Annotated in this window: 12 protein-coding genes and 1 tRNA gene; 6 read left to right on the top strand and 7 right to left on the bottom strand. The window is 53.9% G+C overall.

Features of this window, described 5'->3' with window-relative positions; translation table 11 throughout:
• Positions 1-6: 6 nt before the first annotated feature.
• Entirely contained in the window at positions 7-375 is a 369-nt protein-coding gene (locus L5470_RS05845) for a hypothetical protein (RefSeq protein WP_499498767.1), read from the top strand.
• An 82-nt stretch (positions 376-457) separates the two neighbouring features.
• Here L5470_RS05845 and L5470_RS05840 read toward each other — a convergent pair whose 3' ends face one another.
• Positions 458-679 carry a DUF4327 family protein gene (locus tag L5470_RS05840; protein ID WP_448515440.1) on the bottom strand — a complete coding sequence of 74 codons (222 nt, stop codon included), beginning with the start codon at positions 677-679 and terminating at the stop codon, positions 458-460.
• Positions 680-1068: 389 nt separating this feature from the next.
• Here L5470_RS05840 and L5470_RS05835 point away from each other — a divergent pair, with 389 nt between their 5' ends.
• The 3 genes from L5470_RS05835 to L5470_RS05825 all read left to right on the top strand — a co-directional run bounded on the left by L5470_RS05835 (position 1069) and on the right by L5470_RS05825 (position 3015).
• A complete protein-coding gene (locus tag L5470_RS05835) occupies positions 1069-2085 on the top strand; it encodes a sulfate/molybdate ABC transporter ATP-binding protein (protein ID WP_448515441.1) in 1017 nt (338 codons plus the stop codon).
• A 73-nt stretch (positions 2086-2158) separates the two neighbouring features.
• Positions 2159-2230, top strand: a tRNA-Gln gene (locus L5470_RS05830).
• Between the two features lie 20 nt (positions 2231-2250).
• The gene (locus tag L5470_RS05825; protein WP_499498765.1) at positions 2251-3015 is read left to right on the top strand and encodes an HAD family hydrolase; all 765 of its coding nucleotides are present in this window, start codon (positions 2251-2253) and stop codon (positions 3013-3015) included.
• On the opposite strand, the gene L5470_RS05820 is transcribed toward L5470_RS05825, so the two are convergent.
• From L5470_RS05820 to L5470_RS05810, 3 genes are all read right to left on the bottom strand, one after another.
• Positions 3004-3369, bottom strand: coding sequence for a YtxH domain-containing protein (locus L5470_RS05820; RefSeq protein ID WP_448515443.1), 366 nt, complete (start codon positions 3367-3369; stop codon positions 3004-3006). The genes L5470_RS05825 and L5470_RS05820 overlap by 12 nt on opposite strands.
• 2 nt (positions 3370-3371) lie before the next feature.
• Positions 3372-3680, bottom strand: coding sequence for a hypothetical protein (locus tag L5470_RS05815; protein ID WP_499498763.1), 309 nt, complete (start codon positions 3678-3680; stop codon positions 3372-3374).
• Between the two features lie 87 nt (positions 3681-3767).
• On the bottom strand, positions 3768-6653 hold the full coding sequence (locus tag L5470_RS05810; protein ID WP_499498761.1) for a CHASE2 domain-containing protein: 2886 nt from the start codon (positions 6651-6653) through the stop codon (positions 3768-3770).
• A gap of 302 nt (positions 6654-6955) precedes the next feature.
• Here L5470_RS05810 and L5470_RS05805 point away from each other — a divergent pair, with 302 nt between their 5' ends.
• Both L5470_RS05805 and L5470_RS05800 read left to right on the top strand, forming a co-directional pair.
• Positions 6956-10942, top strand: coding sequence for a magnesium chelatase subunit H (locus L5470_RS05805; RefSeq protein ID WP_499498759.1), 3987 nt, complete (start codon positions 6956-6958; stop codon positions 10940-10942).
• Between the two features lie 252 nt (positions 10943-11194).
• Positions 11195-11590 carry a hypothetical protein gene (locus L5470_RS05800; RefSeq protein WP_499498757.1) on the top strand — a complete coding sequence of 132 codons (396 nt, stop codon included), beginning with the start codon at positions 11195-11197 and terminating at the stop codon, positions 11588-11590.
• 6 nt (positions 11591-11596) lie between these two features.
• Here the strand turns inward: L5470_RS05800 and L5470_RS05795 are convergent, their stop codons facing one another.
• The 3 genes from L5470_RS05795 to L5470_RS05785 form a co-directional block, all read right to left on the bottom strand.
• Positions 11597-12493, bottom strand: coding sequence for a CoB--CoM heterodisulfide reductase iron-sulfur subunit B family protein (locus tag L5470_RS05795; protein WP_099799272.1), 897 nt, complete (start codon positions 12491-12493; stop codon positions 11597-11599).
• A gap of 124 nt (positions 12494-12617) precedes the next feature.
• On the bottom strand, positions 12618-12920 hold the full coding sequence (locus L5470_RS05790) for a carbon dioxide-concentrating mechanism protein CcmK (protein WP_099799273.1): 303 nt from the start codon (positions 12918-12920) through the stop codon (positions 12618-12620).
• A gap of 116 nt (positions 12921-13036) precedes the next feature.
• A partial coding sequence (locus tag L5470_RS05785) for a hypothetical protein (protein ID WP_499498755.1) occupies positions 13037-13271 on the bottom strand: 235 nt, incomplete at its 5' end.

The following is a 13271-nucleotide window of genomic DNA, read 5'->3' as shown; positions in this document are numbered from 1 at the left end:
TGGGAGATGTCTCACAACACCATGGATCGCAATCCCTTAGAACTACTACAGCAAGTCTATTATGCTGGTATTGGGGCAGTCACCGCTGCTGTTGAGTCGCTCCAAGACGAAGGCAAGCGCCAAGAAAATCTTGCCCAACTGCGCCTCGATCTTCGCCAACTGGCCAGTCTTTGGGCTGAAAAGGGTCGAGTTACTGAAGCAGAAGCTCGCAGGTTAATTGAGTCATTTGTAACCCAACAAACAGCAGCCTCTACGCCCCAACCGACCAGCTCTGCTCAGGCTAAGGCCATAGAAGCTGATATTAAGCTTTTAATCGAAACCTTGAGGGCTATTCGCCACGATCTGCAGCAGGAACAAAACTCGCCTGCACCCTAACCCTAGGTTCGCTCTAGACAACAGTTGGCCTAGTTTTGTGGAATTGCCTACCCCCCGACGCGGCGGGGKAGGTTACCAAAGTTTAATCGTTATCCCAGCACTCACGACCAATCAGATCACCGATGCGATCTCGCAGCATAAAGTCGCAACGCTCTAGCTCCGCCTCAATCAGAGGCCACTCCCGAACTGGCACGTACTGGCAGAGGGTGTAGATAGGCTGCTGCCGACTGACCACTCCCTTGGCCACCAGTTGACGGGCTTCGTCTTGAACTAGCTCGATGGAGTATTGAAGGGATTGAACCATAACATCCTCGTTTGGCGGAAGATACCCTAGCAGTGCATTCAGAGTTAACAGCCAGAATTAACAAACTGTAGTCTGTAATACTGAACCATTCTTATTTTTGCTCTAGGGAACTACTGCTCATAATAACAAATGTTTCCTAGGTCAGGGGGTCTTGACGTAAAATTTTCGAGCTGCTAGGTCAGCAGGACTCAATCAGTTTGCTTGACATACTCCCCAACCCAAATGCTGGGGGCACAACTCGCTAGGGCGACATTGTCTCTTGGCCACAGCCACGCCTCAACCAGTCTTTTAACGGTCGTCAGGCAAATTGAGGGTACCGAGGACGCTATCGTATAAAAACTACGGTAATCTTATAGAGAAACTAGAGTATAGCTAGCAGCAGGACAGCGATGGGCATCACCATTGACAATGTTTCCAAGTCGTTTGGTACCTTTCAAGCGGTCAAACAGGTGGATCTAGAAATTGCCAGCGGTTCACTGGTGGCCTTACTTGGGCCTTCAGGCTCCGGCAAGTCAACACTGCTACGGCTCATTGCTGGCTTAGAAATGCCGGATACAGGACGTATTCTCCTCACCGGCAAAGATGCCACCTACCAGAGTGTGCAGGAGCGCAACATTGGTTTTGTATTTCAGCACTATGCCCTGTTTAAGCACATGACCGTGCGCCAAAATGTCGCCTTTGGCCTTGAGCTGCGCAAAGTGCCTGCTGCTAAAATCAAAGCTCGGGTTGAGGAGCTACTGGATCTCGTTCAGCTTGCTGGGTTGGGCGATCGCTATCCCTCCCAGCTATCCGGTGGGCAGCGGCAGCGGGTGGCCTTAGCGCGGGCGTTAGCAGTAGAACCCAAAGTCCTGTTGCTGGATGAACCCTTTGGTGCCCTCGATGCCAAGGTTCGCAAAGAACTACGGGCATGGTTGCGCCACCTCCACGATGATGTCCATGTCACCACGGTATTTGTCACCCACGACCAAGAAGAGGCGATGGAGGTTGCCGATCAGATTGTGGTGATGAACAAAGGCCAAGTGGAGCAGGTAGGCACGCCGGCTGAGATTTATGATCACCCTGCGAGTCCCTTTGTCATGAGCTTTATTGGGCCGGTGAATGTTCTGCGCAGCACCTCCCGCATCTTTGAGCAAAGTGACAATAGTGCGCCGCACTGCGATATTTTTCTGCGCCCCCGCGACATTCTCATTGAAACTCGCCCCAATGGCAACACCGTGCCTGCGCGCATTAGTCGCATTATTCATCTGGGCTGGGAAATTCAAGTGGAATTACGCCTAGACGATGGGCAGGAGTTAATGGCGCACTTATCGCGAGAGCGATTTGATGATCTCACCCTAGAGCCACAGCAGCAGGTGTTTATTAAACTGAAGGAAGCAAAGTCGTTTCCGCTCTACTACAGTATTTAGGGCGGCCTGAGAAAAGTGGAGCGATCGCTTGAACAAATTGCGCCAAACTTGCTATGCTAACTAAGCGATGCAATGGGGTGTCGCCAAGCGGTAAGGCAGCGGGTTTTGGTCCCGCCATTCGGGGGTTCGAATCCTCCCGCCCCAGTTCCTTTTTGATCCGAAGGTATGGATGTCTTGCCGAGTCTGCTGGCTCTAGACTTTGACGGAGTCCTCTGTAATGGCCTGCGGGAGTATTTTCAAACCAGTTGGCGGGTGTATCAACAGGTATGGCAGACCTCTGATGTTGCCCTTGCTGACCTAGAGCAGCAATTTTACCAACTGCGGCCTGTGATTACGGTGGGCTGGGAAATGCCAGTTCTGTTGCGAGCCATCCTTGAGGAAATCCCCACTGCGGAGATCAGCACCCATTGGCCCCAGGTGCGCGATCGCCTTCTTCACACCTATCACCTTAGTGCAGCGGATCTGGGGCAGCGGGTCGATGGGCTGCGGGATGAGTGGATCCGCAACGACTGGCAACACTGGTTGATGCTCCATGACTTTTATGATGGAGTGGTGGCCGCTGTGCAGCGCTGGCAAGCCCAAGGCCATGCGATGGCCATTGTGACCACCAAAGAACAGCGCTTTGTGACCTATTTGCTAGAGCAGGCGGGGATCACTGTTCCGGCTACGGCTATCTACGGCAAGGAGCAACAGCAGCCCAAGCCGATGATTCTTTCGCAACTGCAAGCAGCCTACGGTACACCACTGTGGTTTGTGGAGGATCGTTTGGGGGCGCTCCTAGAGGTCGCTGCTACCCCAGAGTTGGTATCCACTCGCCTTTTTTTGGCCACGTGGGGCTACACAACCGCAGACGATTGCCAACAGGCGCAGGCGCACCCCCGCATTCAGCCGTTAACCTTGGGCGAATTTTGTGCCCTCTTAACGCCGTAGATCCCCAGAATTTTCCTCATCGAGATCGCTCAGTGCCATGCCATTGGCTTCGCGGCTAAAGGCTTGGCGCTGCTGCTGAGTGACTTCAATGCCGACGGCGATCGCGTCTTTCAGGCGATCGAGGGTGGCCTGCCAACGCTCTTGGGTGGTTTCCGAGAGGCGATCGCGGTGCTGTTCAAAACTGCTGCTAATGTCCTCCAATAGCTCCGGCAGAGCATCGGCAGATTTTTTCAACAGTTGTCGCGTTTCCTTGCCAGAGCGCGGGGCAACCAGCAGACCAACCACTGTGCCAATTGCCCCCCCCAGAAGCAGCCCCCCCAAAAAGGCACCGCCACTTCCTTGCTGATTTGCCATGGTTATCTCCTTCGTTGCCGTAGCCACGGGGTACTATACCGACTTATCCAGCTTATCAAGGTTAAAAACAGGCGGACATTACGCTGCTGCCGTCCCCAGCGGGGCAGTTGCGATCGCAACCCCGCGACCCCACGCTGACCAATCATAATGACCTGTGGCGCTCCCCCCAATACGCCATGGGTACTGCGCTCGGCATCCAACAGCGCCCGGGCAACCCCCCGCAACGTCTGCCGCAGTTTCACCAATTGCCAAGCCACCCAAAGGGCAATGATCGCAATCAGGCAATTACAACCAACAACAATCCAGACCATGCCGGTGGAGGGTATCATCATTGCCTTCAACTACTGGTTCATCTTTTCATAGATTGCCACAAGTGTAGGGGCAACTAGCCCGCGAATCTAGAGACCCGCGGCTGCCAAAGCGGCTAACACCTCTGCGGCGCTCTGGTAGCGATCGCGGAAATTGTACCGAACCATGCGGTTCAAAATAGCCACAAACGCTGGTGCAAGATGCGTCCCAGGCTCCCACACCACATCCCCTGTGGTCGGATCATTGGGCAGATCCATGGGTGCTAACCCCGTTAAGCCTTCAATAATCACCATTCCCAAGGAGTAGAGGTCACTGGCAATGACTGGCCGACCCGCCATCTGTTCGCTGGGGGCGTACCCACGGGTGCCAATCGAGATTGTATATTTGCCGTGCTTTTGTAGATCCTCCGGTTGAACGTGGCGCACCGCACCAAAATCAATGAGAAATAGTTGTTGATCACTGCGGCGGCGCATGATGTTGGCGGGTTTAATATCGCGGTGAATTACCCCTAACTGATGCACGTACTCGAGTAGCTCAAGAATACTTCTGAGGATGGCGATCGCCTCTGCTTGGGACAGAGTTAATTTTTTTTCAAACTCTTCCTTGAGCGATTCCCCCTCCACGTACTCTTGAGTGAGGTAAAAGACCCCCTCCTCCTCAAAGTAAGCCAACAGCCGTGGAATGCGCGGGTGCTGTCCTAGCTGGGCAAGTGCTTTGGCTTCGCGCTGAAACAAGCGGCGGGCAATGGCCAGAAACCGCTCATCCTTGCGGGAGGGCACTAACTGTTTAATCACACAGATCGGATGATCGGGCAAATGCTGGTCTGCGGCTAAGAATGTCCGTCCAAATCCGCCTTTCCCCAACTGGCTGAGCACTTGGTAGCGCCCCCCCAAAATGTGGGGCAGGGACTCGGTTGCCGCCGCTTCAATATCCGTGAGCACCGTGGTTTTGGGAACTGGAGACGGGCAAGTGCTAGGGGGTGCAAGGGTGTCGGTGGTATCCGGTGCGGCAACCGGCTCTAGATCAAGGTTGACCGCTACCTCGCTGACTAGGGTTGGCGACAGGAGATCACTGGAACTGCTGTCAACGGCAACATCAGTGCTGACGGCAGATCCCTCCTCGGGGACAACGACTTGGGTGTCCGGTACCTCAGTAAACCACCGAGTCGTGGTTGGGGCAGAAGTTGGAGGCAGCGGCTCTGGCAGTGATACTTGGGTTTCTGGTAACTCTGCTGCTGAGGGGGCTGACACGGGATGCTCGGGTAGCTCTAGCTGGGTTTCTAAGGGAGTTGTTGAGGTTGCGGCAGTGAGCTTGCTTGCAGCGGTCAACGCTGTGTCTGAAGGGTCTAGGGTGAGTTGGGTCTCTGGGATGACATCTTGGATGGCAGTGGGCACACTTTCTGGGTCTGTAGGCTCTACAACGAGAAAGGTTTCCATTTCCGTGGGGTTAGTAGCTGTGCCGGCGGCACTGGGGATCTCGGTGACGGGTACCTCATCCACAACGGGGGTCAAGAGTGTTTCGCGACTCGCTGGCTCAGCAGCGGTCAAATCTGGGTTGACGGTGGTTTCAGCGGCTTGGGGAACAGGGGKAAAGGGAATGCAGGTGTCCGGTTGCACAACGGTGGCATTGGCATCGGGGGTAACATCTGTGTTGTTATCCGCCATCAGGAGCGAATCAGCTGCCGCTTCAGACAAGGCCTGCGGGGCGGTGGAGGGGCGGTCATTAACCAATGCGAAGGGGGGAACAGACATTGGTTCATCCGTCGAGGGCGATCGCGAGCGTTGAGAAGGGGAAACGGCCAAGGCGCGGTACGCCAGCATCAAAACCCCAGCACTGACAAACCCCAGTTCTGGTGCGACCAGAGGAATCCAGCCGGATTGTAAAAATAGCAAAAAGGTGAGACCCCCAAGGCCAACCCCACCAGTCACAAAGAGGGGCAGAGCCAGCCAGCGCTGACCTTTGAGGGTAATCAGCGCCCCCACGAGTGACCAGCCAAAAATCCACAGGGCGATCGCCCCTTGCGGCCATGTCCAGAGGGGAGGGCGATTGTCAAGGGCAGCAGCTAAAAGGTCGTCTAAAATAGCGGCTTGCACCACCACCCCAGCCGTGAAGCGATTTCCCTGCTCAGGTTGGCTAAGGGGCGTTAGGAGCTTATCGTTGCTGCTACTGCCGGTCACCCCAATCAGTACGGCGCGATCGCGCACTTGGGAGGGCAACACCCGCTCGCTCAAGACATCTGTGAGACTCACGGTTTTGTAGGTGCGTGGGCTAGTTCCATAGTTAATGAGGATCTGAAAACCCGCTGCATCTAGGTTGCTGTAGCCTCCCCAGTTAGGGGTCAGTGCCTGAAAGCGAGCCGTCCCCAACGCCAAGCCATCCTTACCGCGACGTTGGGGGGCTGTCCCCAGAAAAATGCTGGCGAGGGCAAGGGCAAAGGACTGCGGTGTATGACAGCGAGCCTTGGCCTCTGGAGTGGTGGCCAGAATGGCACGGCGCACGACACCATCACTATCCACCGGAATATCCGCAAAGCCAATTTGGTTTGGCAAGAGTCCAGCGGGGGGGGCAATATCCGGCTCAGCCCCTTGACCCACTTTACAGACAATGACGGTGTTGGGTTGGGTCATCATTGCTCGCCCTAGGGATGGCAAGGTCTGGGTGGAGGGGCGAAAGCGATCCGGCACAGGGAAGTCCCGAAAAATGTCAATCCCAATGACCTTGGGGCGGTGCTTCTGTAACTCTGCCACGGCTTGGATCAGTACCTCGTCAGGGACAGGATATTGCTTCAGGGCTTGAATATCCTCTTCGCCAATAGCCACAATCAACATTCGATCAGCAGAGGCTGTGGCGGGTCGCCAGCGCAGCCATTGATCATACACCCTGAGTTCCAGCGGCTCTAGTAGGGTCAGTGCCTGTAACCCCACCACTCCCACCGTGGCGATCGCCGCCGCGATACCAGCTGCAAAATACGGCATCAACCTCTGTTGCTGTGGCGAAGGCACCATACTCAACACCAAACTCGATCGCTGCTGCCCAAGCCGTGGCCGGGCACTAACGTTGCTTCCTATAGTGAACCACACCTCTAGCTTTGGCAAATTCACAAACAGCAAGCTCTTGTCAAGGGATGTAATAAGTTTTAATACCTAGGCAGTAAAACTTTGCAATTTGTTACTGAAGCAGCGCAAAGTCTCTCTACAGCTTGATTTTCTGCTACAACCACAAGAGGTACATCCCGCTTCTTGGGTTTGTTATCGGTTGTTACAAGGAGTCCGAACGCATGTTCACCCACGTCAAGTCCACGATTCGGCATATCGCACCAGCGGCGCTAAAGGGGCGATCGCTCTTGCGAGTGGTGTATGTGGTACTTGAAGCGCAGTATCAAAGTGCCCTTTCGGCAGCCGTGCGCAGCATTAACGACAATCATCCCCACGTTGCCATTGAAATTAGTGGTTATCTCCTCGAAGAACTGCGGAATTCCGAGAACTACGCGGCTTTTTGTGAAGATGTGGCGCGGGCGAATGTATTTATTGCGTCATTGATTTTTATTGAGGATCTAGCTGACAAGGTGGTGGAAGCGGTTCAGCCCTACCGCGATCGCCTCGATGTGGCCGTGGTGTTTCCCTCCCTGCCACAGGTCATGCGCCTCAACAAAATGGGCAGCTTTTCCTTAGCGCAGATCGGCCAATCCAAGAGCGTGATTGCCAACTTCATGAAAAAGCGCAAAGAGAAGTCCGGAGCAGGCTTCCAAGATGCCATGCTCAAGCTATTGCGCACCCTGCCACAGGTACTAAAGTATTTGCCCATCGACAAAGCCCAAGATGCACGCAACTTCATGCTCAGCTTCCAGTACTGGCTGGGAGGCTCCCCCGAAAACCTACAAAACTTCCTCCTGATGCTGGGCGATCGCTACGTCTTCAAAGGACAGTTAGACAGCAGTCATACCCTCACCTATCAAGAACCGGTCACCTATCCGGATACAGGCATTTGGCATCCCCTTGCCCCTCAGATGTTTGAAGATCTGAAGGAATACCTGAACTGGTTCAACAGCCGTGGCGACATTGGCAACGACCTCAAGGATCCCTTGGTGCCCACCATTGGCCTACTGCTGCAGCGCACCCACCTTGTCACCGGCGATGATGCCCACTACGTCGCCATTGTCCAAGAATTTGAGTCCCAAGGAGCACGGGTGATCCCCGTCTTCTCCGGTGGGCTAGATTTTTCCACCCCCCTCGAGAAATTCTTCTACGACCCCCTACAGCCAGAGAAGCCCATTGTCGATACGGTGGTCTCCCTGACGGGGTTTGCCCTTGTCGGTGGCCCTGCCAAGCAGGATCATGGCAAAGCCGTTGCCGCCCTGAAAAAACTCAATCGCCCCTACATGGTAGCGCTGCCCTTAGTCTTTCAAACCACAGAGGAGTGGGAAGATAGCGATCTGGGGTTGCATCCTATCCAAGTGGCCTTGCAAATTGCCCTACCGGAACTGGATGGTGCCATTGAACCGATTATCCTCTCTGGCCGCGATGGCGTGACAGGCAAGGCGATCGCCCTACAGGATCGGGTAGAAATGATTGTCCAGCGTGCCCTGAAGTGGGTTAACCTACGCCGCAAACCCAAAGTCAATAAAAAAATAGCGATCACCATTTTTAGCTTCCCACCAGATAAGGGGAATGTTGGTACAGCCGCCTACCTCGATGTCTTTGGCTCCATCTACAAGGTTATGGAAGCCCTCAAAAATAACGGCTACGACCTACCGGAGCTACCTGAAAATGCCGAAGCCCTCATGCAGGAGGTGCTTCACGATGCCCGCGCCCAAGTGGGCAGCCCCGAACTCAATATTGCCTACCGCATGAGTGTAGCAGAGTACGAGCGGCTCACCCCCTACGCCAAACGCCTAGAAGAGAACTGGGGTAAACCCCCTGGGCATCTCAACAGCGATGGCCAAAACCTCTTGATCTATGGCAAAGCCTACGGCAACGTTTTCATTGGGGTGCAGCCCACCTTTGGCTACGAAGGGGATCCCATGCGGCTACTCTTTTCGCGCTCAGCCAGTCCCCACCATGGCTTTGCGGCCTACTACACATTCTTAAACCACATCTGGAAAGCAGATGCGGTGCTGCACTTTGGCACCCACGGCTCCCTTGAATTCATGCCCGGCAAACAGATGGGGATGTCGGGCGAGTGCTATCCCGATAACTTAATTGGCAGTATTCCCAACCTCTACTACTACGCCGCCAATAACCCATCAGAGGCCACCATTGCCAAGCGACGCAGCTACGCCAACACCATTAGCTATTTAACGCCTCCCGCCGAAAATGCTGGTTTGTATAAAGGGCTGCGGGAACTCAGCGATCTCATTGGCTCTTACCAAAGCCTCAAAGATAGCGGGCGCGGGGTACAAATCGTGAATACGATCATGGATAAATGCCGCTTGGTCAATTTAGATCAGGATGTGGCGCTACCGGATCAGGATGCAGCCAACCTCACTGCCGAAGAGCGCGATACCCTCGTTGGCAAGGTCTATATCAAGTTAATGGAGATTGAAAGTCGGCTGCTGCCCTGTGGTCTGCACGTCATTGGTCAGCCACCGAGCACCGAAGAGGCCGTGGCTACCTTAGTCAATATTGCCAGCTTGGATCGCCCTGAAGAGGAAATCAAGAGCCTCCCGCGTCTGATTGCCGAAAGCTTGGGGCGCGATATTGATGACATTTATCGCGGGAGCGATCGCGGTGTTCTCGCCGATGTGGAACTATTGCAGCAGATTAACCAAGCCACCCGGGCAGCCGTCACCGCACTGGTACAAGCCCAAGCCGATGCCGATGGCCGCGTGTCTAAAGTCTCGAAGCTGAACTTCTTTAATATGGGGCGCAAAGCGCCGTGGATTGAAAGCCTCCATGGATCGGGCTATCCCCACATCGATGTAGGCTCCCTCAAACCCCTGATGGAATACCTCGAGTTCTGTTTGCAGCAAATTGTTGCGGACAATGAACTGGGGGCACTCCTACAAGCCCTCGAAGGGGAATACATCCTCCCAGGCCCCGGCGGCGATCCGATTCGCAATCCCGATGTGTTGCCCACCGGCAAAAATATCCATGCCCTTGACCCTCAAGCCATTCCCACCGCTGCCGCCATTCAATCTGCCAAAGTGGTGGTGGATCGCCTCTTGGCACGGCAAAAAGCTGAGAACAACGACCAATGGCCCGAAAGCATTGCCATGGTGCTGTGGGGAACGGACAACATTAAAACCTACGGTGAATCCCTCGCGCAGGTGCTGTGGTTAGTGGGGGCACGGCCTTTGCCAGATTCCTTGGGCCGTGTCAATAAAGTGGAGCTAATTCCCCTAGAGGAGCTGGGTCGTCCCCGCATTGATGTTGTCGTGAACTGCTCTGGGGTATTTCGGGATCTGTTCATTAACCAGATGGCGCTCATTGACCGTGCCGTGAAGATGGCAGCAGAAGCCGATGAGCCAACGGAACTGAATTTTATCCGCAAACATGCCCTGCAACAGGCCACTGAATTGGGGATTGACCTGCGCCAAGCTGCCACCCGGGTGTTCACCAATGCCTCTGGTTCCTATGCTGCTAACGTGAATCTTGCGGTTGAAAATAGTTCTTGGGAGCAAGAATCGGAGCTACAGGAGATGTATCTATCGCGCAAGTCCTTTGCGTTTTCTGCGGATTCACCGGGAGCGATGGTTCAGGCGCGAGACCTGTTTGAGACTGCCCTCAAAACCGTTGATGTCACCTTCCAGAACTTGGACTCTGCCGAAATTAGCCTGACGGATGTGAGCCACTATTTTGACTCAGACCCCACCAAACTGGTCGGCTCACTGCGAGGGGACGGCAAGCAGCCTAAGTCCTACATTGCCGATACAACAACAGCTAATGCCCAGGTGCGTACCCTTTCGGAAACTGTGCGTTTAGACAGCCGCACTAAACTCTTGAACCCGAAATGGTACGAGGGAATGCTCTCCCATGGTTACGAGGGGGTACGAGAAATCTCGAAGCGACTGGTCAATACGATGGGCTGGTCGGCCACGGCGGGGGCGGTGGATAACTGGGTTTACGAAGAGGCCAATGCCACCTTTATCCTCGATGCTGAGATGCGGCAGCGGTTGCTGAATACGAACCCCCACTCTTTCCGCAAGATGGTGAGTACGTTCCTTGAACTGAATGGTCGTGGCTACTGGCAGACGAGTGAAGCCAATCTGGACTTACTGCGCCAGCTTTACCAAGAGGTAGAGGACAAGATCGAAGGGGTGGAGTAGCAGGGATGGGGGGTGTTCCCCCTTTTTTATGTTGGTGGTGAGTAATATTTACAAAAGTTTATTCACCCTTAAGTCTTGTTGAAAAAGTTGCAGTATATTATTTATGTTCTCTACTGTGGGAATAGAATATCCAACGCTAATTACTAGGCGCATCTTGACAGCCAACGGATAGAGTAATTCTCTCGTGCATCGTCTGGTTGGGGTAACGGCTAACTCAAGTGGTTTGCTTGAGGGAAACGCTAGGTTGGGTTGATGACTGTTGCACTCCACAGCAAGAGGACGTGTCCCGTGGATTTACTACATAAGCAGATATTGGTGCTCAGCAACAAAATCGATGCCTTATACCAGATTGTTGAACAACTGAACCAAAAAGTTTCCCAAGCGCTAGCTGAGGGGCGAATCAAAGCTGCTGCCGGTGCTGCCAATGAGCAGGTGGTGAGGGGAACTGTGCCGGCTCGTGCCCCTGGGGTTATGCCCGAACATAAGGATATTTTAGTGGATGATGACTATAGCCACAGCCGCCATCTGAGTGGCGATCGCCCCTTGAGTGCCGAGGTACAAATCCAGCGGTTAACGGCACAACTCACAGCGGCGTACAATCAAATTGCTGCCTTAGAAGAGCAATTATTATCGCGTCATACCCATTAGCTGAATCTACGCCAGCTTTGCTAGGACTGGTTCTACCGAAACGACGTGTTTTGATAAACCTAAGAGGTGAGGAGCCAACCCCAAGGCTAAGCCAATTAATTGGGGTAGATGTAAAATTGGCAAGTTTAGTTTTTCGCCAATGAGGTGTTCAATTTCTGGCTGCCGGGAATCTAAGTTCAGGTGGCATAGGGGGCAGGGGGTAACAATGCAATCTGCCCCAGCGGCGATCGCCCCTTGGAGGCGTTGTGCTGCCATCCGAAAGGCGGCGGGAGTTGCATAGCTAGAGATTGGCCAGCCACAACATTGGGTACGCCCTGAATACTCAACGGCAGTTGCCCCAAGGGCATCAAAGACATTCTCTAGGGAACTGGGGTGAGTCGGATGATCGAAGGGAAGGGTGCGCTGGGCGCGAAGCAAATAGCAGCCATAAAAAGCAGCACAGCGTAGGTTGGTTAGGGGACGAGTGACCCGTAAGCGCAATTGCTCTAACCCCACATCACCAATGATTGCCCACAGCAAATGTTTGACTTCAGTGGTGCCACGGTAGGGATGGCAACCTTCTGCCTCTAACAGTTGGTTGATGCTATTTACATAGTCGGGGCGATCGCGCTGGAACTCTTTTAGGCGTTCATCCACATGCCCAATGACTCCTTGGCAGGTACTGCAATGGGTTAATAATGGCAATTCCAACGCTTCAGCAAGGGCAATATTGCGGGCATTCACCGTGTCTTCTAACAACCATGAATTTTCCTTAAAGGTGCCTGAGCCACAACACGCTGCCTGTTTCAGTTCAATGAGTTCTATATCTAAGCGGGGGGCGATCGCCCGGGTGGCAAGATCTAACTCGCGGCAAGCCCCTTGAGCCACACAGCCCGGATAATAGGCATAGCGAAGAGTGGTCATCGACAGCATCCCTAGCAGGTACTCTTAGTTTATCGAATGTGAGCGGAAAACCCCGTCCGCTTGCGGCGGGGAGGATGTCAAGCGCAATGAGGCCAATATCGAGCAGAAGATCATCCTGCCTCTGCTACAGAAGAAAATCGTCAAGGGGAGCGTGGGGAGAGCGAATGGGCAGCACTTGCTCTAGGTTGGATTGGGGCTGCGCAATAATTTGGTGAGACAGAATCGGTGGCTGCGAGTGCGATCGCACCGCCTGAACTGCTGCATTGACCTCCGCAACTGCGCCACGAATCACCAGCGTCCAGTAGCCACTTCCAATCCCTTCACAACTCACCAGTTGTACATTAGCTGCTTTCACCAAGGTGTCAGCAACCGCAAGTGCTGCTGGGTATCCCATGACCTGAATCATTCCTACGGCTTGTTGGCTCATGACACCCTATCCCTAAGAGCTAGCACCTTCGGCTGCGATTCTAATCTGTTCCAAGGCAATGCTAACGAGGAGGCGACAGAAATCTACCCCCTGCTCGAAGTTGCACAGCCGTCTTATTAATTAAGTTTCCATTCGATCGCCTTCCCCATGAAGAGGAAGGTTACCTGCATACTTAATGTGGTTAGTTGTTGGGTTTTTCCGTTTCCATTCGATCGCCTTCCCCATGAAGAGGAAGGACTGTGTGGCACCGCGAAAGACAAGGCCGCCGCGATCGTTTCCATTCGATCGCCTTCCCCATGAAGAGGAAGGTGCAAATATTCCCCAAAGCCAAGCGGGTTGTTGACCCTATCA

It is taken from the genome of Synechococcus sp. PCC 6717, assembly GCF_022698185.1.
GTDB lineage: Bacteria > Cyanobacteriota > Cyanobacteriia > Thermosynechococcales > Thermosynechococcaceae > Thermosynechococcus > Thermosynechococcus lividus.
Note: the sequence above shows the minus strand (reverse complement) of the source record. Positions and strands in the feature narration are given on the sequence as shown.